The organism is Flavobacterium succinicans, from assembly GCF_001662485.1.
Lineage (GTDB): Bacteria > Bacteroidota > Bacteroidia > Flavobacteriales > Flavobacteriaceae > Flavobacterium > Flavobacterium succinicans_A.
Window position 1 is genome coordinate 1 of the sequence record NZ_JMTM01000014.1, and the last position, 20,836, is coordinate 20,836.

At 35.5% G+C, this 20,836-nt stretch carries 20 protein-coding genes; 7 read left to right on the forward strand and 13 right to left on the reverse strand.

What is annotated here, in order from left to right:
* Positions 1-30: 30 nt before the first annotated feature.
* From FLB_RS01755 to FLB_RS01780, 6 genes are all read right to left on the reverse strand, one after another.
* Positions 31-2,193 (reverse strand): TonB-dependent receptor, encoded by a 2,163-nt coding sequence (locus FLB_RS01755; protein ID WP_064714254.1) that lies wholly within the window; start codon positions 2,191-2,193, stop codon positions 31-33.
* 247 nt (positions 2,194-2,440) lie between these two features.
* Complete coding sequence (gene arfB / locus FLB_RS01760) at positions 2,441-2,842, reverse strand: alternative ribosome rescue aminoacyl-tRNA hydrolase ArfB (protein WP_064714255.1); 402 nt, start codon at positions 2,840-2,842, stop codon at positions 2,441-2,443.
* A 1-nt stretch (position 2,843) separates the two neighbouring features.
* Positions 2,844-4,979: a DUF4301 family protein gene (locus tag FLB_RS01765; RefSeq protein ID WP_064714256.1), complete on the reverse strand. Its 2,136-nt coding sequence runs from the start codon at positions 4,977-4,979 to the stop codon at positions 2,844-2,846.
* Positions 4,931-5,563 carry a nicotinamide riboside transporter PnuC gene (gene pnuC, locus FLB_RS01770; RefSeq protein WP_064714257.1) on the reverse strand — a complete coding sequence of 211 codons (633 nt, stop codon included), beginning with the start codon at positions 5,561-5,563 and terminating at the stop codon, positions 4,931-4,933. Before pnuC ends, FLB_RS01765 begins: the two co-directional genes overlap by 49 nt.
* A gap of 3 nt (positions 5,564-5,566) precedes the next feature.
* Positions 5,567-6,295 (reverse strand): geranylgeranylglyceryl/heptaprenylglyceryl phosphate synthase, encoded by a 729-nt coding sequence (locus tag FLB_RS01775; RefSeq protein ID WP_064714278.1) that lies wholly within the window; start codon positions 6,293-6,295, stop codon positions 5,567-5,569.
* Positions 6,296-6,352: 57 nt separating this feature from the next.
* A complete protein-coding gene (locus FLB_RS01780) occupies positions 6,353-6,997 on the reverse strand; it encodes a 4'-phosphopantetheinyl transferase family protein (RefSeq protein WP_064714258.1) in 645 nt (214 codons plus the stop codon).
* A 296-nt stretch (positions 6,998-7,293) separates the two neighbouring features.
* On the opposite strand from FLB_RS01780, the gene ahcY reads away from it, so the two are divergent.
* Positions 7,294-8,610, forward strand: coding sequence for an adenosylhomocysteinase (gene ahcY / locus FLB_RS01785; protein WP_064714259.1), 1,317 nt, complete (start codon positions 7,294-7,296; stop codon positions 8,608-8,610).
* A gap of 133 nt (positions 8,611-8,743) precedes the next feature.
* Here the strand turns inward: ahcY and FLB_RS01790 are convergent, their stop codons facing one another.
* Both FLB_RS01790 and FLB_RS01795 read right to left on the reverse strand, forming a co-directional pair.
* Positions 8,744-9,148, reverse strand: a complete 405-nt coding sequence (locus tag FLB_RS01790; RefSeq protein WP_064714260.1) for a hypothetical protein — start codon at positions 9,146-9,148, stop codon at positions 8,744-8,746.
* Positions 9,129-9,782, reverse strand: coding sequence for a sigma-70 family RNA polymerase sigma factor (locus FLB_RS01795; protein WP_317038977.1), 654 nt, complete (start codon positions 9,780-9,782; stop codon positions 9,129-9,131). Before FLB_RS01795 ends, FLB_RS01790 begins: the two co-directional genes overlap by 20 nt.
* Before the next feature lie 75 nt (positions 9,783-9,857).
* On the opposite strand from FLB_RS01795, the gene FLB_RS01800 reads away from it, so the two are divergent.
* From FLB_RS01800 to FLB_RS01810, 3 genes are all read left to right on the forward strand, one after another.
* A complete protein-coding gene (locus FLB_RS01800; protein ID WP_064714280.1) occupies positions 9,858-10,205 on the forward strand; it encodes a DUF6249 domain-containing protein in 348 nt (115 codons plus the stop codon).
* 287 nt (positions 10,206-10,492) lie between these two features.
* Entirely contained in the window at positions 10,493-11,098 is a 606-nt protein-coding gene (locus FLB_RS01805) for a hypothetical protein (protein WP_157490511.1), read from the forward strand.
* 204 nt (positions 11,099-11,302) lie between these two features.
* On the forward strand, positions 11,303-13,672 hold the full coding sequence (locus FLB_RS01810) for a patatin-like phospholipase family protein (RefSeq protein ID WP_082923190.1): 2,370 nt from the start codon (positions 11,303-11,305) through the stop codon (positions 13,670-13,672).
* 59 nt (positions 13,673-13,731) lie between these two features.
* On the opposite strand, the gene rpmA is transcribed toward FLB_RS01810, so the two are convergent.
* Together rpmA and rplU are read right to left on the reverse strand one after the other, a co-directional pair.
* Positions 13,732-13,992 (reverse strand): 50S ribosomal protein L27, encoded by a 261-nt coding sequence (rpmA, locus tag FLB_RS01815; RefSeq protein ID WP_064714262.1) that lies wholly within the window; start codon positions 13,990-13,992, stop codon positions 13,732-13,734.
* A gap of 24 nt (positions 13,993-14,016) precedes the next feature.
* On the reverse strand, positions 14,017-14,445 hold the full coding sequence (gene rplU / locus FLB_RS01820) for a 50S ribosomal protein L21 (protein ID WP_024981940.1): 429 nt from the start codon (positions 14,443-14,445) through the stop codon (positions 14,017-14,019).
* A gap of 249 nt (positions 14,446-14,694) precedes the next feature.
* Here rplU and FLB_RS01825 point away from each other — a divergent pair, with 249 nt between their 5' ends.
* A complete protein-coding gene (locus tag FLB_RS01825) occupies positions 14,695-16,017 on the forward strand; it encodes a M16 family metallopeptidase (RefSeq protein WP_064714263.1) in 1,323 nt (440 codons plus the stop codon).
* 15 nt (positions 16,018-16,032) lie between these two features.
* Positions 16,033-18,063, forward strand: coding sequence for a M16 family metallopeptidase (locus FLB_RS01830; RefSeq protein ID WP_064714264.1), 2,031 nt, complete (start codon positions 16,033-16,035; stop codon positions 18,061-18,063).
* 198 nt (positions 18,064-18,261) lie between these two features.
* On the opposite strand, the gene FLB_RS01835 is transcribed toward FLB_RS01830, so the two are convergent.
* Positions 18,262-19,128, reverse strand: coding sequence for a DMT family transporter (locus FLB_RS01835; protein WP_064714265.1), 867 nt, complete (start codon positions 19,126-19,128; stop codon positions 18,262-18,264).
* Positions 19,129-19,232: 104 nt separating this feature from the next.
* Here FLB_RS01835 and FLB_RS01840 point away from each other — a divergent pair, with 104 nt between their 5' ends.
* Positions 19,233-19,607, forward strand: a complete 375-nt coding sequence (locus FLB_RS01840) for a heavy-metal-associated domain-containing protein (RefSeq protein ID WP_064714266.1) — start codon at positions 19,233-19,235, stop codon at positions 19,605-19,607.
* A gap of 199 nt (positions 19,608-19,806) precedes the next feature.
* Here FLB_RS01840 and gldD read toward each other — a convergent pair whose 3' ends face one another.
* Positions 19,807-20,364, reverse strand: a complete 558-nt coding sequence (gldD, locus tag FLB_RS01845; protein WP_064714267.1) for a gliding motility lipoprotein GldD — start codon at positions 20,362-20,364, stop codon at positions 19,807-19,809.
* 22 nt (positions 20,365-20,386) lie between these two features.
* Positions 20,387-20,824 (reverse strand): single-stranded DNA-binding protein, encoded by a 438-nt coding sequence (locus FLB_RS01850; RefSeq protein WP_064714268.1) that lies wholly within the window; start codon positions 20,822-20,824, stop codon positions 20,387-20,389.
* Positions 20,825-20,836 lie beyond the last annotated feature (12 nt).

Here is a 20,836-nt window from a genome sequence, read left to right on the forward strand (position 1 = left end):
TGGATTCTAAGAAAATAAGTAAACTAAAAATTAAAACTTTAAATTCAATCCTGCTAAGAAATTAATGCCTGCTTGTGGGTAATAGGAGGGGTAGATGTCATACATATACCCGTTAGACACATACTTTTTATCCAAAAAATTATTCACTAATCCGCTTAACACAATTTCTTTAAAGATTGTTTTGGGTTTAAAGGTATAACTCACATTGAAGTCATTTACAAAGTAATCAGCCAGTTTTGCAGCGGGCAACTCGATATTGTTCATATATTGCTCTCCTACAAATTTTTGCAACAAAGACAAATGCAAGGCTTTAATAGGCGAAAATACCAATACATTGCCCACAATTACCGAAGGAGAATAAGCGATATCCGTTGTTCCAAAATTTGTACCTGTGATATTCAAATCCACATTCTTGTTGGCGCTTAAAGTAAAGTTAGGTCGCACCATCCATTTTTCAGACAAAGCAATAGTAGCATCTACCTCAAGACCTAAACGGTAGCTTTTTTCACTATTTGAACGAATAGGAGCTCCCACATCATCTAATTTTCCAGTCAAAATCAACTGGTTTTTGTATGCCATATAATAGATGTTGGTGTTCAATTGTATTTTCTCGTTGTTCAAACGCCATCCCAATTCAAAGTCATCTAAGGTTTCAGGTCGTACGCCTCCATTTTCATAATCGGTGCGATTTGGTTCACGATTGGCTCTTGCATACGAAAAATACATCGTGTTCGCCTCATTAACCTTAAAATTCAAACCCGCTTTAGGATTGAAAAAACGAAAGGTATCATTGACCAATCCAGTTTCTGGACTATCAGCTTTATAGTGTACGTTTCGGTATTGCAAATCTCCATACAAACTCAATTGTTCTGAAACTTGATAATTGGCTTTGGCGAAAAAGTTTCCATCAGTTTTCGTGGCAAAATCTTCATAATATCGATCTCCCAACTCACTTTGAGAAGCGTAACGCGCCCATATCACTTTTCCAAAATGAAGGCCTTCGTATTTGTTATAGCCTCCGCCCAAAATTAATTGTAAGGCATCGGTAGTATACTTGGCAGAAAAAGTAGTACCGTAAAAATCATTATCTAACCATTTTTGGCGTATCAAATCCGTTTTATTAATGATAGTTCCATTCACATTGATCGGATTCAAACCATAACTAGAAAATTTTGCGTCTTCTTTGTAATTTTCGTAATAACCTTTCCCTTTGGTATAATGCAAGGCAAAATTAGAACTCCAGTTATCCGACCATCTTTCGTTCCAATGCAATTGCGAGTGGTCTTGTTGATAGTTATCGGTTTCATTATCATAAAAACGAGTATTTCCTGCCTCGTCTGTATACATTCCAGCGCTGTTAAATCTACGATTGCTATTCAGCGTTTCTCCATCTATCCCGTTCCAAGCTTGGTATGTTTTTTCTTTTCCTCCAAAAACCAAGGCTTTTAGCAAAGTAGTTTTCCCTACATAAGTTCCTTGCAAGAAATACGATTTTAAGTCTGAACTAGCGCGGTCAATGTAGCCGTCAGATTGTAAAACAGATAAACGTCCTGCGATTTCAAAATGGTCATTTAGTAAACCTGTACTGAATTTAACCGTGTTTTTCAAAGTATTAAAACTTCCTACTGAGCTGGCAATTTCAGCACTTGCTTCTTTGGTATATGAATCGGTTAGCATATTCAAACTTGCTCCAAAAGCTCCTGAACCATTGGTAGACGTTCCTACACCGCGCTGCAATTGAATACTTTCTACAGAAGAAACAAAATCAGGCATATTCACCCAATAAGTACCATGACTTTCAGAATCATTGTACGGAATTCCGTTGATGGTTACGTTTACACGAGTCGCATCGCTACCACGAACGCGTATGCCTGAGTAGCCAATTCCGTTACCTGCATCCGAAGTAGTTACCACTGAAGGCATATAATTCATTAGCGTTGGAATGTCCTGACCCAAATTGCGAAACTGGATTTGTTTTTTAGTCAAATTGCTAAACGAAACCGGCGTTTTAGAAGTCACACGCACTGCCGAAACCAAAACATCATCCAATTGGTTGACTTTGGTTGTGTCTTGTACTTGAGCAAAAGTGATACTAGAGAATAGAAAAAAGAGAATAGAAAAAAGACGTAAAGAAACTGTCTTTGTACTTTGTACTTTATACTTTGTACTTTTGGAATAAAATAAAGGGTTCATCCGTAAATAGTTTTACGAATAAAAGGGGGAATTATTCTTTTGTTTTTAAATTAATAAATGATTTGTTTCTATGACAAGACAATAGCGTGCACTCTAGTATTTTGTCATTTTTTCCCTTGGCAGCATTACCCGCCCAGGTTCTTTGGGTATGATCTCAGCTCGTTATTTAGAGCACCCCTTTGAGACGGCGCAAATATATATCATTTGTTTGAAGTTCCAAGTTTAAAATTTAAAGTTTTTGAAACAATTAAAAATCGGGCTTCCTTCTTGATTGCTTGATGTCTGACAAACTCTTTTTATCCTTAATCCGTTTTCTGATGGCCGATTTTGGAATTTTGGTAGCTTTTCTTTCTTTGGGTACCAACAAACCTGCTCGGATTATCGCTAGAAAACGTTTGGTTACAATGGCTTTATTTTTGAGCTGGCTGCGGTCTTCATCACAGTGCAAAATCAAGAGGTGTTCTGAGGTCAATCTATTCGCCAGTTTGTTTTCTAGCACTACTTTTTCTTCCTCGGTTAAGGCTTGAGATTGTTGCAAATCAAAAGTTAAAACGACTTTCGACGACACTTTATTAACATTTTGCCCGCCAGCTCCACTGCTTCTAACGGCTTTAAATTGCAATTCGCTTACTATTTTTTCCGTTTCCATTTTACAAAGTTTGATGGGCTTGATGCGCAGGCTTAAGCAAATCATTTACGTTTTTAACGGGATTGAAAGTAACCATAGGAACCTCAACAAAAACGGTAATCCACTTGGCCATGGCTCCATTCCACAACCCAGGTAATTCATAGGATTTTATGGTGTCGCTTCCCAGCTTTCTTTCTACAATAAATCCGCTATTATGATCTACAAACTGACTTAAATCAAACTTTTGTTTTTTGTGATTTTTAATGCCACAAACTAAATCTACTGGGTTAAAATGAGTAGCATTATCCAAAATTCGCTGCTGTTCTTCGTTTTTTAAATCCATCTGAGAAGATTCAACAATTTGCAAGGTTGTCTTCCCATTGCCATCAATTACCCAAAACGGCCCACCACCAGGTTCTCCTTCATTTTTTACCATACCACATACCCGAATCGGACGGTCTAAAACACACAGCAATTCTTTTAGTTTATTCTCAAATGTTAATTTTGAAAATCCATTAGTCAACTCAATACTCAATTCATTTTGAACAAAAGTCACGATTTCATTAACTTCGGATTCACTGACTTGCTGTTGATGAATGACTTCTACATATTTAAAAACGCGCTGTTGTAATTTTAATAAAATCCCGGCTAGTCCTTTTTTGTGTAAGACAATAGCGTTTATTTCATTTTGAATTACATTATCAATGTTCTTGATAAATACAAGATCAGCATCCAAAGCATTAAGGTTTTCAATCAAAGCACCATGACCTCCTGGACGAAATAAAAGTTCATTATTTTGATTCTTTACCAATTGATTGTTGGCATCTACTGTTACAGAATCAGTAGATCTATCTTGATATGAATAGCCAATTTCAATAATTGTATTGGATTGCGTTTCGATTTTGCTTTTTAATTCTTGTTCTAATTTTTCAAATAAGGGTTGATGCGCCTGAGTGATGGTAAAATGCAAATAGCTTTTTTGTTGTACTGTGGCATAGGCCACACTTTCGTTTAGATGCTCTTCAAATGGCGTGGCTACATGATCCAAATACTTATGAAAAGGCAAAACGCCTTTGGGTTTACTAGCAAAATCAAAATAATCTGAATGCAATAAATAAGTAATGAAATAATAATTTTTCTGATCGGCTGACCAAAACTCAAAATCGGAAAAATCAGCTCGAAGTTGTTGATCTATCGCTTTAAAAAACGGGAATTTATCCATTCCGACGATAAAAAGAGACAGCTCTAAGTCCCGTTTCCTATTGATATAAGCATTGATACTTTCGTTATTGTAATGGTAATCCTTTAAAAATTCGTTCAAAAACTTGAACATACGCGTAGCTGCTCCCGAAGCAGGAACTAGCTTTTTTAATTTTAAAGGAGTTTTATGGACATCAAAAAATGCAGCTTTTTTGACAAACTCTTCCGAAGATAAATGCTTAATTCCATCGCCAATTGTAGCGGGTCTATCTAAAATGGTTTTGTCAATTCCGTTTTTGTAAATTGTTAATTGTTCTTGCACTTTTGCCAACGGAATACCGTGCTCATGGATTTGTACAAAGTCCAAAGAATCGATTCCCATTTTCTTTGCCATCTTTAACTCTTCTAAAATGGTTACAGCTTTATTTAGACGCGTTTTTTTATCTCCAGTTAAAGTAATAAATGGTTTTTTGTTGTCAATAAGTGATTGTTTGAATACTGAAAAAACAGATTCTCGTCCTTCAGGGCTATCCCTCAAACCGTCGTCTTCCCAAGGAACATCAATATCCGTAAGAAAAAACAAATCATATTGATGCGCTCGTGCTGCTTCATCCAGCAATGAATCGCAAAAGTTATAATACAGCTCAGAAAACACTTTGGTGACCATCAAATTGGTATCACAAAATAAAAACGTATTTGCGATAGCCGCGCGTTCGTTTTCTAATTTGGTTTGTCCATAAGCTATGGGCAACATATCTTCTACGTCACAAATTCCACGGTCACTATCTAATTTTTCTTGCAGATAATCGCGAGCAAATTCGGGTACCCAAACCGTTTGATAGTATTCGGCCAATTGTTTTGCCAAAGTGGTTTTGCCTGTAGATTCAGGTCCAAAAATGGCAATTCTTATTATTTCTGAAGCTCCTGTTTTGGAGAGCTGTTTAAGGTTTTCTTCCATTCTAAATAACCATAAAAGGCAATAATTGTAAAAATAATGTATTGAAGGCTTGTAAAGGTATATCCTTTTGCAAAATAAAGCGGTATTGAAATGAAGTCTCCAATAATCCAGAAAATCCAATTCTCAATTTTTCGTTTTGCCATTAACCACATGCCTACGAAAAATATTGCAGTCAATAAAGTGTCTACGTACGAATACCAGGTGGTAAATTTACCAAAATAAAGGTAGACCAATACCACAAAAATTATGGTAGCTACAAAAATAACCATGCTATAGCCTTTGTCTTTTCGTGTGGTCCATGAAATAGGAAATTCAACTTCATCGCCCTTTTTACGTGTCCAATGGTACCAACCATACACACTCATTACAAAGTAATACACATTGATCATCGAATCGCCTAATAACTCCCATTGCCAAAGCAAATAGGCATAGATTGAAGTGCTAACCAAACCTGTAGGAAAGACTAAAATATTATCTTTTTTAGCAAACCAAACACTAGACAAACCGAAAAAAATGGCAATGAGTTCCAAACTAACCATAAGTGTGGAATAGTCTTTATATTGTGCAAAAAAATAATCGATCATAGTTTATTGTATATTATTTATTTCAAAAAAAGAAGGATCTTTTTCAAAAGCTGTGCCAATTACAACCACATCAGCTCCTGCATCATAAGCATTTTGAATCCCCAACAAAGAGGTAATGCCTCCGCCAACAAGTAAAGGAATAGAAGTGTTTTTAGCAACTTCTCGAATCATTTCTAAAGGAACCGATTGCTTTGCTCCACTTCCAGCCTCGAGGTAAATGAGCTGATGTCCTAGCATTTCGCCTGCCATCGCGGTATTACAAACCGCCTCGACATCGATTCGTGATATGGGTGTAGTTTTACTCACGCGAGCTACTGCCGTTTCGTTTCCGCTTTCTATTAAAAGATAACTGGTAGGAATAATTTCTAAGTCGGTTTTTTTGAGAATTGGCGCTGCTTTTACCTGATGCTCGATTAAAAAATCGGGATTGCGACCGGACAATAAGGACAAAAACAAAATACCATCAGCGTGAATTGAAATTTGAGATGGATTGCCAGGAAAAAGCACAATAGGTAACTCACAACTGCTTTTAATCTTTAGAATGAGCTCGTCTATAATATTATTGGTTACGTGGCTTCCGCCAATAAAAACGTGTGTGACTGGAGCGTTTGTCACTTTTTGAATTAAAGCAGGAACAGCATTCAAATCAATTTTATCGGGGTCGAGAAGAATAGCAAGGAGTTTATGGTTTTCTTTTTTTGCCAACAGAATATCTTGATAAATGTTTTTCATAATAATCATCTTACAGCCATTTGCTGAGTTGACACAAAACTACTGAAAGAATACATACTATTGCTCGTTTTTTTCAAAAGCATAAACTAGAGTAAAAGAATCGAACTCATCAAAACAAATAGTAAACCATTGCTGCTTTTTTTCGAAATCCAAAATAGCAGTGGTTTCTTTTTGGTCTAACTCAAATGGACTGACTTTGATGTGGTTCTTAAAACTAATGCCTTTTTCGTTACGAATCTTAAAGATTGCTTCTTTGGCACCCCATTTTACGGTTAACTTCCGAATATAATCATCTGTTGAGAAGCTTTGCAGTCTAGATAACTCAGCAGTATCGACAAATTTATCGGCGATGCGAAGGATTTTTTCTCGTTGCAATTCGATATCAATCCCGACGGTTTGATTGCTTATGATAATGGCGGCGAATTCGTGGGAATGGGTTATGGATATGTATTTGTTGTCGTTCAAATGAGGCTTGCCTGAAACATCATAAAACAAATCAAAGTCGGTATATCCTGCTTCAGCTAGTAGTTTTCTAACACTCAAAAAGGCGCGCTGATGCAATTGCGACTTCATTCCGTTGAGTCGTTGGGTGCTAATCGTGTTCAAGTGTACTTGTTCGTACAAATCCGAGAACGTCTCGGTGATGTGCCAAACGTAGAGTGTGGTTTCTTGAGTATACTGGAGGGTTTTGAATAACGGCATTTGTAAATAAGGTGTCGTTTATAGTTTGGTTTTTGAATACAATTCTCTTGTTGTTTAGCACATTGCCTAGCCCTGATGGGAACGGCATCCTTGTATGGCGGGGTTCGCCATACAAGATATAGTGGACAGCAGGATTAGCTCCTTATAGTTGACCAACTTTGTATGTGCAATTGACAAGGTATTTAAAATTCTAACGCTTAAGGAATTAAACAATTCACAATTCTCAAAGAAATTGGTTTATTTCTAAACTTATTACGTAAATTTGCAAAAAATTTCAATATACAAATATACTATAAATGAGTACAGCAACTATGCCTTATGTGGCTTACAAAGTGAAAGACATTTCCTTAGCAGCTTGGGGAAGAAAAGAAATTGAATTAGCAGAAGCTGAAATGCCAGGTTTGATGGCGCTTCGTGCAGAATACAAAGACGAACAACCTTTGAAGGGCGCTCGTATTGCAGGATGTTTACACATGACAATTCAGACCGCAGTTTTGATTGAGACTTTGATTGCGCTTGGAGCTGAAGTAACTTGGAGTTCTTGTAACATTTTTTCTACTCAAGATCAGGCTGCTGCTGCTATTGCTGCTGCTGGAATTCAGGTGTATGCTTGGAAAGGTCTTGACGAAGAATCGTTTGACTGGTGTATTGAGCAAACGTTGTTCTTTGGTGAAGATAGAAAACCATTGAATATGATTTTGGATGACGGTGGAGATTTGACTAATATGGTTATCGATCGTTACCCAGAATTAGTTGCTGGAATTAAAGGATTATCTGAAGAAACTACTACTGGTGTTCACAGATTATACGAAAGAGTAAAAGCGGGAACATTACCAATGCCAGCGATCAACGTAAACGACTCGGTTACTAAATCTAAATTTGATAACAAATACGGTTGTAAAGAATCTGCTGTTGATGCCGTTCGTCGTGCTACAGATATTATGTTGGCTGGAAAAAGAGTAATCGTTTGTGGCTACGGAGACGTAGGAAAAGGAACAGCTGCTTCTTTTAGAGGTGCTGGGTCTATTGTAACGGTTACTGAAATTGATCCAATTTGTGCTTTACAAGCTGCAATGGACGGTTATGAAGTTAAAAAATTAGATACTGTTGTTGGAAATGCTGACATCATCATCACTACAACTGGAAACAAAGACATTGTTTTGGGATCTCATTTTGAAAAAATGAAAGACAAAACTATCGTTTGTAACATCGGACACTTTGATAACGAAATTGATATGGCTTGGTTGAACAAAAACCACGGCGCTTCAAAAATCGAAATCAAACCACAAGTTGACAAATATACTATCAACGGTAATGACATCATCATTTTAGCTGAAGGTCGTTTGGTAAACCTTGGTTGTGCTACAGGTCACCCAAGTTTTGTAATGAGTAACTCATTTACTAACCAAACTTTGGCTCAAATCGAATTGTGGAAAAACAGTGCTGCTTACAAAAATGAAGTGTATATGTTACCAAAGCATTTAGATGAAAAAGTAGCGATGTTGCACTTAGCTAAATTAGGTGTTGAATTAGAGACTTTACGTCAAGATCAAGCAGAATACATTGGTGTTGAAGTTCAAGGTCCATTTAAGCCTGAATATTACAGATACTAATTTAGTAATTAGTCCTTAGTGATGAGTGACTAGTAACTAGTTAAAAGCAGACAAACCCTTGCAGGAAACTGAAATATATTCAGTTGTACTGTAAGGGTTTCTTGTTTTTGGGCAAATTCAACAATAAAATAATTTAAACTCCAATTCGTTTGTTAAAGTAATTTTTTAAATAACCAATTTGAATACAAAACATAACTGTAGAAGCCACAATAGCATACATCGAAATTGTAGAAATTGTAAATCCTTTCAATAATCTACTATTGAATAACTTTTCGTAATTAATAAAATTCAACCAGCTTTCGGGTGTCGTTTCACCATAAATAGAAAGATAAATTGTCAACAAACAAGTAAATCCAAAAACAGCTATAAATATTGATTTTGGAATTAAAGGTTTATACAAAGTGACATCGCTCGTTTTTGTTACTACTACTTGAGCCATTACTTTTGAAGTAAAATCAATAGAAGGTGATTCTAAAGTTAGATCACTCATCATTTTATCTACTAATTTTTCTAAGTCTTTATTTTCGCTTGCTTCCATAACATTCAATTATTTCGGATTCTAAACGCATTTTTAAAATAGACGCAATTTTTTTTCTGCTTCTGTAAAGTTTCACTTTAACATTATTGGCAGTACAATCTATAATTTTTGAAATTTCTTCCAAAGATTGTTCTTCAAAATAAAACAAGATCAATAAAAAAGCCTCTTCGCTCGGCAACAAATGAATGCAATCCTGAATCATTTTATTTCGATCTCTTTCATCGATAGCATCCAAAACATTTTCTAAGTTTTCAATTTGTTTCTCAGAAAAATCATCTATCGGAATCGTATCCTGCACTCTTTTGTTCTTTTTGAGTTGATCTAAGCAAGTATTATAAGCTACTTTGTAAATCCAAGTTGAAAATTTTGAATCCCCTTTAAAGTTGTTCAAGGATTTAAACACTTTTACAAAAGTATCCTGAGCTGCTTCCTCGGCCTCTTCCCTATTTTTAAGCATTTTCAAAGACAACGAAAAGACCAAATCCTTATACTGATCAACCAATACAGCAAATGCATTCGAGTCACCTCCGATGATTTTAGTAATATAGTATTGCTCGTTAAAACTGTTCATATTTACATCAGACGACAAGTCATTACTATAGGTTACAATAAAACGCAAAAAATATTTTTTCAAAAAATGTGTAACCTAATCTTAAACAGCATCGTCATAGCTAACAAATACATTAATCAATTTAAAAAAATAAAAATTATGAACGCAGAAATTTTAATTCCAATCAGCTTGTTCTTAGCAATTTTCGGTATTATTTACCTTTATCTATCAACAAGAAACAAAGAACGTTTGGCACTTATCGAAAAAGGTGTTGATGCAAGCATTTTTATGGGCAGAGACAAAAGCTCAACCTCATTTTCAAAAATAATACTTTTAAACTTAGCCTTATTACTTATGGGTATAGGCATAGGTGTTTTTATAGCATTGTTGCTTTCAACATATACCTCATTAAATGAAGGCGCATTGTATCCTGCAACTATTTTCACTATGGCTGGTGTCGCATTATTTATTGGTTTTACAATGACAAAAAAACTTGACCAACAGTAAATTATCATTTCTACTTTAGGATAGTATAATTATGAATATCTTATCTTCTGGACAACGTAACTTGTGAGTAAACTATCCTAAAACATATATAGCACAAAGAAACCCTCGCAGAAAACTGAACTAAATTCAGTTGTATTGTGAGGGTTTTTGGTTTGATATAACTATTTAAACTCAAAATTTCTATTCATAGACAAGATTGAATATTTTAAAGGAAAATTTTACCCCTTTTAATGTTTAAACTATAATATTTGTATTTTTATGATTAAAATAAACATGTCCATAAGTAAATGAAAAACTTTTTGTTTGTCACCTTATTATTATTCTTTGTTCAGATAATTTCAGCTCAGGGAACCGACCGAAGTGAGTACCAAGAACAACTATATACAGTAGCAATAAAGTCTTATAAAAATGGAGAAAATATAGAAGCAATTAAAACTTTTGCAATCATTCAGAATATTAATCCAAAAGCTGACATAAGCAAAAAAGCATCACAAAAGTCAGATTCTTTAAAAACTATTTTAAGAGATAACAAAATCAATTCATTGATTGGAAACTGGAAATGGATCCTAAAAGAAGGAAATTGGGCTATTAGAGAGGACAACCTAGGCGGAAAAATGATTACCATAACCAAAGATGAAATCCTTTTTTATGAAATTTATAGGACTTCAAAAAAATGGGACTTAATAAAAACTGAAAAAATAAAATTCTCTGATAATCCAGAATCCTACTCATTTACAGAGCTATTATATTCAAATAATGAAATTTGGGACTATAGTCATGACTCAAATACTGGAGAATTAGTAACTACTTATATTGGTGAAAAAATTGGAGATAATTATACTGAACTCGTATGTGGAAATCCAAAATTATACTATTTTAAATTACAAAACTAGAAATGTTAAAATAGTAAATAATATCAATAAGATACTAAACAAAAAAATCACTCTACACAAAAAACTGAAGTTAAACAGAAAGAACTCATCAACCATCAAGCACTCAAAACTTTAACAAAAGAAGAACGTTTGTATCTTGTTCTAATTTAGTATTTTAGAAGGCATTAAAAAGAATGAGTTCGCTAACTTATTGGTCTCTAAAATATGAAACAAAAAAATGAGCACTTCCGATTCGATTTTTATACATTGAACAAGCTTACTCCCAAGTCGCATTGGCTATCTTTTTTCTTATTAATAGTATTATTGGCAATGCCGCAACATTATTTTTCGCAGAATAAAAAGCCAAAAGTAGCTTTAGTACTCAGTGGTGGTGGCGCCAAAGGAATTGCGCATATTCCTGTGATTCAGGCTTTAGATTCATTAGGGATAGTTCCTGATTTAGTAGTAGGAACAAGCATGGGAAGTATTGTTGGAGGATTATATGCTATGGGTTATTCTGGAGACAGTATTGCCAAAATTGCGAATAGTGCTCAATGGGACGAATTGTTGGGGGGGAAGGTGTCTCTGAATAATGTTAGTGTAGAGGAAATGAGTGAATTCAGTCGTTATTTAATAGACATCGATGTAAAAAATTACAAACCTGTTATTAAATCTTCCTTGTTAAATGATCAAAATCTTAGAGAGTTTCTATCACTAATCACTTATCCCGCCTATAACATTTCTAATTTCGATAAATTGCCGATTCCGTATAGAGCAATGGCGACTGATATTTTGAACGGAAAAGCCGTTATACTTGATGAGGGTTCTATTGGGCTCGCGATGAGAGCGAGTATGTCTATTCCTGGTGTGTTCAAACCTGTGCCTTACCAAAATACTATCTTGGTAGATGGCGGAATGTTAGATAATTTTCCAACAGATATTGCTAAAAACATGGGCGCAGACATTATTATTGGGAGCGATGTTGGTGATGATGAAGTAACTATTGAAAAACTAGAAAATCTCTCAACACTTATTTTTCAATCAGCCATGTTAACTAGTAATTTAAAGAACGAAAGTAACAAAAAACTTTGTGATATATTGTTTAGCCATTATCCCAATTTAACTTACTCAACTGGCGATTTTGACGCGAGTAAAGAAATTTACAAAGAGGGCAAAATTGCTACCAAGCAAAATATGCAAGCCTTGAAGATGTTGGCTGAAAAACTAAAAGCTTTTCCTGTAAAAAAACCGCAACTACCCACTATGGACCGAGAGTTTGTGTTGGATACTATTGTTTATAAGAATTTTAGTGATGCTAATCTTAAGTTGGTTGAAAAACGTTCTGGTATAAAATCAAATAACAAGTATACTATAGAAGACATAGCTGAAGGAGTTAGAAAAGCAATGGGAACCAATTTATTCAATCAAATCAATTACACCACTTTTTCAAAAGACAACAAAACCCATCTACAACTCAATGCTTCTGAATACTATAAAAATCAAATTAAAGCCTCTTTGCATTTTGATACTTTTCGCGGTTTTGGAGCCATTATAAACTATACTGGAAGGAATTTACTAGGAGAGTCTTCCCGAGTTCTAATTACAGGCGATATTGCGCAACAACCCAGAATCAGGCTCCAGTATCAAACTATTTTTGGTAAAGAAAAAAAATGGTGGTGGCGTTCAGAAGTGTATGGTCAACGCTTAACTCAGGATGTATATATTCAACGAAAAAAAGCTGATAATATACAATACAATTCGCTTTGTTTTGATAATCAAATTAATAGAAATATAAATTCTTTAAAGAGTTATTTTGGATTTGGGCTAAACTATCATTATACACATTTGAAACCAAAAACAGATCCCGGCTTTAATACTGTATTTACTTTAAGTAGCTACTATCTAAATCAGGTAGAAATGAATGTTCATTATTATACTGACAACTTAAACAAGGTGTTTTTTGCTTCGACGGGAAATAAATTACATGTAGAATTGTCTCGTTCTATACATCAAGATGTTGATATAAACTATGCTAACAATTCTGCTCAAAATTTTAGCGGTAGCCTGAATCCTTTTACTAAATTCAATTTTAACTACGAAAATAGAATTCCAATAAAAAACAAAGTACTCATCATGGAAGCTAGTGCAGGATTTATGCTTGAAGATCAAATACAATCTCATCAGATTTCTGCTGCTCAGTTTGGGTATGCTTCTAAGTATTTCGTTGGGGGGTACACCTCAAATCCTTTGAAAAGCAGCGTAACATTTGCAGGTTTGCAAGAAAATGAACTTAATGTTAGTCAGTTTATAAAAGCAAACCTAAGCCTTCAAACTAATCTTACGTCTAAAGTGTATTTAATTCCGCATCTAGATTTAGCAAGCGTTGGCTTTAAAAGTTTTAATGATTTTAAAAGAAATTTTTATGCTCCAAAAGGTAAATGGCAAGATCAAGATGCCACAAGTTTGCTATTGTCTGGCGGTGCTACCGTTTCATACAACACCTTTTTGGGGCCTATCATTTTCGACACTTCTTGGGTGAACAACAATAAGTTAAAATTGTTTTTTAGCATAGGACTATTATTCAATCCATCATAAAAAAGAAAAGCCTGTCAATTCTTGATTGACAGGCTTTGTAATAATTATAATCCTATTGCTTATGCTTCAAATGGAAGTACAGAAACATATGATTTATTATCTTTTTTCTTTTGGAACTTTACAACTCCGTCTACTCTTGCGTGTAGGGTGTGATCTTTACTGATGTAAACATTTTCACCTGGATTGTGTTTAGAACCTCTTTGTCTTACGATGATGTTCCCAGCAATAGCAGCTTGACCACCAAAAATCTTTACGCCTAAACGTTTTGATTCTGATTCTCTACCATTCTTAGAACTACCGACACCTTTCTTGTGAGCCATGACGTATTGGTTTTAATATTGTTATTATTCTTTTGTATCTTCTTTTTTAGCTTTTGGAGCTTTTTTTACTTTAGGAGCTGGTGCTTCTTCAGTTGTAGCTTCAACAGCTGCTTTTTTTGGAGCTGCTTTTTTAGCGGTTCCACCTGCAGTAATACCTTCAATTACAATTTGAGTAAGATATTGTCTGTGACCATTTCTTTTTTTGTATCCTTTTCTTCTTTTCTTTTTGAAAACGATAACTTTATCTCCTTTTAAGTGTTGTAACACTTTAGCTTCTACTGAAGCACCTTCTATAGCTGGGGCGCCTAAAGTTACATTTCCATTATCGTCTAATAAAAGAACTTTGTCAAAAGAAACTTTTGAACCTTCTTCATTAGCCAAACGGTGAACATAAACCTTTAAGTCTTTGCTTACTTTGAATTGTTGCCCTGCTATCTCTACGATTGCATACATACCAAATTGATTTATTGATTTTTAAGGTTGCAAATATACAACTAAAAATTAATCCTGCAATCTATTGATAAAAAAATATTTACAGCCTTATTACTGACTGATTTTTAAGACTTTTGCTCTGTTTAAACTAATGTTAAAATCATGCAAAAACAAAATTCTATTTACATGAACCCCTAAAATAAAGTACATTTGGTGTAACATTTTTTACAGAACCTGAACTAATGCAAAAACAAAACTTTTATAAACTTTATGAAAAAAACAATAATGGCTTTGAGTAGCGTATTGATGCTTGGAGGCGTTGCCTCGGCTCAAAAAGTAGCGTTTGAAGAATACGACTTAGACAATGGTATGCACGTCATCTTACACCAAGATCCGTCCGCTCCTGTAGCAATCACTTCAGTAATGTACCATGTAGGTTCGAAAGACGAAAGACCAGACCGTACTGGTTTTGCTCACTTTTTTGAGCATTTGTTATTTGAAGGTACCGAAAACATCAAACGTGGCGAATGGTTCAAGATTGTAACTGCCAATGGAGGCGTAAACAACGCCAACACCTCAGATGACAGAACCTATTACTATGAAGTTTTTCCTTCTAATAATTTAGAATTAGCCCTTTGGATGGAATCCGAAAGATTACTACACCCTGTGATCAACAAAATTGGTGTAGATACTCAAAACGAGGTAGTGAAAGAGGAAAAAAGAACCCGAATGGACAACCAACCTTACGGAAGATTCCAAGCGGTAGTAAAAGAAAACCTTTTCAAGAAACATCCTTACCGTTGGGCAACAATCGGTTCTATGGAGCATCTAGATGCTGCCACTTTAGAAGAATTCCAAGCGTTCAACAAAAAATTCTACATTCCTAATAATGCTGTTTTGGTAGTAGCTGGTGATTTCAAAAAAGACGAAGCCAAAAAATGGATTGCACAGTATTTTGGAACAATTCCCAAAGGAGCTCCGATTAAAAGAGAACAATTCATCGAAGAACCTATTACAGAAACCATAAAAGCTAGATTTGAAGACAACAATATTCAAATTCCAGCTATTGTTGCGGCTTACAGAACGCCTTCAATGAAAACTAGAGATGCACGCGTTTTAGACCTTATTTCTTCTTATTTAAGCGATGGCAAAAGCTCTAAGTTGTACAAAAAAATTGTTGACGATAAAAAAATTGCACTACAAGTAGGTGCTTTTAGCAACAGCCAAGAAGATTACGGTATGTATATTTTGTATGGTTTGCCAATGGGACAAAATTCCCCAACTGATATCTTAAAAGAAATTGATGAAGAAATAACCAAATTGCAAACTGAGTTAATTTCCGAGAAAGATTACCAAAAACTGCAAAACAAGTTCGACAACAATTTTGTAAGTTCTAATGCTTCTATTGAGGGAATCGCTGAAAATTTGGCTACTTATTATCTACTGTATGGTGATATCAACCTAATCAATACAGAAATAGAAATGATTCACTCTATCACAAGAGAAGAAATTAGAGACGTTGCCAAAAAGTACTTAAACCCAAATCAACGATTAGTTTTAGATTACGTACCAGCAGCAGAAAAGGCAAAATAACAAGATATGAACATTATGAAAAATATAAGCATCCTCTTAACCCTATTCTTAGTAACAGGAATTATGCAAGCGCAAAACAGACCACAACCAAAACCTGGAGCAGCACCTATCGTTCAAATCAAAAAACCAGAAAGTTTTGTCCTAAAAAATGGACTAAAAGTAATGGTGGTAGAAAATCATAAGCTCCCTCGTGTTTCTTTCAATCTTACACTAGACAATCCTCCTTTTGCCGAAGGAAATAAAAAAGGGGTAGATGATTTAACTAGTAGTTTGTTAGGTAATGGTAGCAAAAAAACTTCAAAAGATGCTTTTAATGAAGAAATTGATTTCTTAGGTGCTAACATCAATTTTTCTTCGCAAGGGGCTTCAGCTAGTGCATTGTCTAAATATGCTGGACGTGCTTTAGAATTATTAGCCGAAGGTGCTTTGTATCCTAACTTCACACAAGAAGAATTTGATAAAGACAAAGCGAAAATGATTGAAGGATTAAAAGCCAACGAGAAAAGCGTAGCCGCAATTTCTAGCCGAGTTGTTGATGTACTTGCTTTTGGTAAAAACCATCCTTCTGGTGAATACGTTTCAGAAGAAACGTTAAAAAACGTAACGTTGGCTGATGTTCAAAACAACTATGCTACACGTTTTGTGCCAGAAAACGCTTATTTGGTAATCATTGGAGACGTAAAATTCAAAGAAACCAAAGCTGCTGTTGAAAAACTATTTGGCGCTTGGGAGAAAAAAAACATTGCCAAAGAAAACTATACGGCTAATCCAAACGTAGGTCAATTACAAATCAACATAGTAGATGTACCAAATGCTGTACAATCCGAAATTTCGTTGGTCAACACCTTGAATCTAAAAATGAACGACCCAGATTTTTTCCCAGCAGTGATTGCTAATCAAATTTTGGGTGGTGATTTCAATTCGTATTTGAATATGAATTTGAGAGAAAAACACGCTTGGACTTATGGCGCACGTTCTGAAATTGGAAGCGGAAAATATGTAACCAAATTTGTAGCTAATTCTGCTGTTCGAAATGCCGTTACTGATAGTGCTGTGGTTGAATTCATCAAAGAAATCAAAAAAATCAGAACCGAGAAAGTGGATGCCGAAGTCTTGAAAAACGTAAAAGCAGGATACATTGGTCGTTTTGTAATGCAAGTTCAAAAACCACAAGCCGTGGCGCGCTACGCTTTAAATATCGAGACAGAACAATTGCCTGCCGATTTTTACGAAAAATACATTCAAACCATCAATGCTGTAACACCTGATGATATTCAACGCGTAGCTAATAAATACTTCTTATTAGACAACACTAGAATCGTAATCGTTGGAAAAGCAAGTGAGATAACATCTGGTTTAGAAAAACTAAAACTACCATTGTTCTTTTTTGACAAATACGGTAATCCAGTAGAAAAACCAGTAACCAAAAAAGAAATTCCAGCTGGGGTTACTGCTAAAAGCGTTCTAGAAAACTACATCAAAGCGATTGGCGGAAAAGAGTCTTTAAAAAAGGTAAAATCAATCGTTACTGTTGCCTCTGGATCAGTTCAAGGCACAACTGTTGAGATGATTTCAAAAATAACCTCAGACAAAAAATTGAGTGTAGAAATGAAGGCTGGAGGAATGACTATGATGAAACGAGTATTAGGAGACAAATCAGGATACGCGATTCAACAAGGCCAACGCAAAGATCTCTCTATCGAAGAGTTTAAAGAAAAGAAAGCCGATATGAATCCTTTTGATGAATTACCTTTACTTGATAAAGCCAGCATTACATTAGCAGGCATTGAATCCATCAACGATACAGATGCCTACGCAATCAAAGATGGTCAATCAACGCTTTATTATGACACAGTAAACTTCTTCAAAATCGCAGAAAGTAAAACTTCTGAAAGAGGAACCCAAACAACCTTTTTCAATGATTACAAAGAAGTTAAAGGAATAAAATTTCCACATACAACAATAATGAACATTGGAATAGAGCTTAAACTTACTACCTCCGAAATAAAAATCAACGAAGGTGTAACTGAGGCTGATTTTCAATAATCACAACTTAAATTAAAACAAAAAGACTGCTTTCATCGGCAGTCTTTTTTCGTTTATACTATTTTGGGCGTGACCCCATTTACCAAAAGAGGCATATGACTAGCGTGCTATACGCCTCTTTTGGCAACTGCGGTCGGGCTATACGCGTTACTTTGGTAACCAGCTTCTATCCCTCACGCAAATCCGCTTAAACAACACCTATTTTCTGGCCGATAAATACACCCCAACCAAAACAATAAAGGCGCCAAAAAGCTGCACAGGCGTTAACAACTCTTGGTCTAACATTCCCCAAAAGAAAGCTACCACTGGAATCAAATACGTAACCGAAGTCGCAAAAACGGGCGACGAAATTTGAATCAGCTTAAAGAAAATGATATTGGCAATTCCCGTTCCCAACACGCCCAAAATCAAAATATACAACACGGATTCTTGGACAGCCGCTCCGTGCGTCATAGCGAAAAAATCAGTACTGTATAACACCGCTAAAGCTGGAAAAAGCAAAACCAAAAAATTACCCGTTGTAATACTCAACGGAGGCAAATCCGATAAATATTTTTTAATCAAATTGACATTTGTCGCATAACAAATCGAAGCAATTAATACTAAAAAAGCATAATAATAATTTTGATTAGGATGATGCATCGCGCCATTCCAAATCAACAAAGCGCTACCCACTAAGCCAATCAATACTCCAAAAATTTGATTGCGTCTAAAATCCAAACTGAAGAAAAGTGCTCCAATCAACAAAGTATTCAAAGGCGTTAAGGAATTCAAAATAGAACTTATAGAACTATCTATTTGCGTTTGCGCAATAGCAAACAAGTACGCAGGAATAAAAGTGCCAAACAACGACGTCAAAGCAATGTATTTCCATTGATGATGCGGAATTTTTACTAAACTTCTAAAACCAATCACCAACAAAAAAAGTGCAGCAAAAATAATTCGCAACGACCCCAACTGAAAAGCCGTCAAGCCCACCAATCCTTTTTTAATCAAGATAAACGAACTTCCCCATATTAGCGATAAAAGCAGCAAATAGCCCCATTTGATTTGTTTTGATACCATCTATTTTATTTTGATTCAAAATTGTAATTATTTTGGGAATATCTAGGTGTTTTTTTGATTAATTTTGACCAAAATACATTTTAAATTCATCTAAATCAATACCAATGAATAGTTCAAAAATAATCACCGCTATGGCTATTGCAAGTATCGTCATGATAGGTTGCAAGAAAGATACAGAAACAGCCAAACCAGAAGCCACTGTTACCGCAACTCCAGCAGCTAAAAAACCAATCGCCGCCGCTAATGTACAAACTGCAAGTTTCGAAATTACAGGGATGACTTGTGCAGTAGGTTGCGCAAAGACTATCGAGAAAAAATTAGCCGAGTCGGAAGGGGTAGAAAAAGCTACGGTTGATTTTGATAAAAAGTTAGCTACTGTATCTTTTGACAAAACGGTTCAAAACCCAACGTCGCTAACTCAAGTAATTGAAGGCGTAGCCGATGGCAAAACCTATAAAGTGGTAAATACTAAGTCATAGGTAGAAAAATTAGTAAGCAAAAAAGCATTCGCCAGAAACGAATGCTTTTTTTATGTTTTTTACTTTCTTATGAAAAACCAAATGTTCTGGCTAGCCCTGATGGGAGTGGCATCCTTTGCCGCCGGGGTTCGGCGGGAAAGATAGAACGGACAGCAGGAGGAGTCGTTATTGAGAAACCAATTGTTGTGCTCCAAAAAAACTACTTCCACTTCAAGGTTTCCATGAGGTGCTGCATGTCGTTTTTGATGTAACTTGCGGCGGGCATGATGGAGTCAAAATTAGGCTTGGCGTAGAAATAAACCGAACCTGTAATGAAATGTCGCGTGCTATCGGTGGCGTAAAACTGGGAATTGGTGGCGGCATTACCATCGACTTGATAAAACATGCCATAGACTTTTTTGTCGGGATTCAAGTACGGTTGTTCGATAATATCATCGGCTTTGATTACGTGCTCAAACGTTAATTTCTGAGCGTCACGCAATAATTGTTTGATGTTATTGGAGACTGGTTTGTAAGTCAAATAAATGGTAGCTTTCATTTTGGGATAGGTAATGGTATAGCTACAATCGGATTTTCCTTCGATTATGGCCGCGTCATTACTTTCGAAAGTAAAGGGGCAAGGGTTTTTAAAATCGATGTATTGGGCTTCGGGGTAATCCAATCGTAAATAGCCAGAAGGCTTGGGCAATACGTCGTCTTTGCAACCCGTTACAGCCAGCAAAACTAGTCCTATAAGTACACTAACTTTTCTTTTCATTTTTATTCAATTGCAACTTTCCTTAAAATGGCAAGTCGTTTATGGGCAAACTGCCATTTGAGGCCTCAAAGTTAGTATTTTTTGGGGATTCTTGAGTGGGATTCGTTTTGTGATCTTGGTCTTTTTTGGTGGTCAAAAATGTAAACTCGGTGACTTGAATTTCGGTAGTGGATTTGGTGGTACCGTCTTCGGCTTGCCATTGGCGTGATTTGATGCGCCCTTCAACATATATTTTATCTCCTTTAGAAAGATATTTTTCACATATTTCGGCGGCTTTGTTGCGCACGACCAAGTTATGCCATTCGGTTGAAGTGATTTTTTCGTTGGTCGATTTATTGATATACACTTCGTTTGTAGCCAATTGAAAGCGTCCGATACAGTTTCCTCCTTCAAAATAATGCATCTTAATGTCGTCGCCTAGATGGCCTATTAACATCACTTTGTTTAATGTTCCGTTCATGATTACAATGGT

What these genes read in the sequence shown, in the direction of transcription:
- ahcY (WP_064714259.1), top strand. Translation starts at nt 7,294, where the DNA reads ATGAGTACAGCAACTATGCCTTATGTGGCTTACAAAGTGAAAGACATT.
- FLB_RS01835 (WP_064714265.1), bottom strand. Translation starts at nt 19,128, where the DNA reads ATGGTATCAAAACAAATCAAATGGGGCTATTTGCTGCTTTTATCGCTA.
- FLB_RS01850 (WP_064714268.1), bottom strand. Translation starts at nt 20,824, where the DNA reads ATGAACGGAACATTAAACAAAGTGATGTTAATAGGCCATCTAGGCGAC.
- FLB_RS01765 (WP_064714256.1), bottom strand. Translation starts at nt 4,979, where the DNA reads ATGGAAGAAAACCTTAAACAGCTCTCCAAAACAGGAGCTTCAGAAATA.
- gldD (WP_064714267.1), bottom strand. Translation starts at nt 20,364, where the DNA reads ATGAAAAGAAAAGTTAGTGTACTTATAGGACTAGTTTTGCTGGCTGTA.
- FLB_RS01800 (WP_064714280.1), top strand. Translation starts at nt 9,858, where the DNA reads ATGAACGCAGAAATTTTAATTCCAATCAGCTTGTTCTTAGCAATTTTC.
- FLB_RS01830 (WP_064714264.1), top strand. Translation starts at nt 16,033, where the DNA reads ATGAAAAATATAAGCATCCTCTTAACCCTATTCTTAGTAACAGGAATT.
- FLB_RS01805 (WP_157490511.1), top strand. Translation starts at nt 10,493, where the DNA reads ATGAAAAACTTTTTGTTTGTCACCTTATTATTATTCTTTGTTCAGATA.
- FLB_RS01775 (WP_064714278.1), bottom strand. Translation starts at nt 6,295, where the DNA reads ATGAAAAACATTTATCAAGATATTCTGTTGGCAAAAAAAGAAAACCAT.
- rplU (WP_024981940.1), bottom strand. Translation starts at nt 14,445, where the DNA reads ATGTATGCAATCGTAGAGATAGCAGGGCAACAATTCAAAGTAAGCAAA.
- FLB_RS01780 (WP_064714258.1), bottom strand. Translation starts at nt 6,997, where the DNA reads ATGCCGTTATTCAAAACCCTCCAGTATACTCAAGAAACCACACTCTAC.
- arfB (WP_064714255.1), bottom strand. Translation starts at nt 2,842, where the DNA reads ATGGAAACGGAAAAAATAGTAAGCGAATTGCAATTTAAAGCCGTTAGA.
- FLB_RS01810 (WP_082923190.1), top strand. Translation starts at nt 11,303, where the DNA reads ATGAAACAAAAAAATGAGCACTTCCGATTCGATTTTTATACATTGAAC.
- rpmA (WP_064714262.1), bottom strand. Translation starts at nt 13,992, where the DNA reads ATGGCTCACAAGAAAGGTGTCGGTAGTTCTAAGAATGGTAGAGAATCA.
- FLB_RS01840 (WP_064714266.1), top strand. Translation starts at nt 19,233, where the DNA reads ATGAATAGTTCAAAAATAATCACCGCTATGGCTATTGCAAGTATCGTC.
- pnuC (WP_064714257.1), bottom strand. Translation starts at nt 5,563, where the DNA reads ATGATCGATTATTTTTTTGCACAATATAAAGACTATTCCACACTTATG.
- FLB_RS01755 (WP_064714254.1), bottom strand. Translation starts at nt 2,193, where the DNA reads ATGAACCCTTTATTTTATTCCAAAAGTACAAAGTATAAAGTACAAAGT.
- FLB_RS01825 (WP_064714263.1), top strand. Translation starts at nt 14,695, where the DNA reads ATGAAAAAAACAATAATGGCTTTGAGTAGCGTATTGATGCTTGGAGGC.
- FLB_RS01790 (WP_064714260.1), bottom strand. Translation starts at nt 9,148, where the DNA reads ATGGAAGCAAGCGAAAATAAAGACTTAGAAAAATTAGTAGATAAAATG.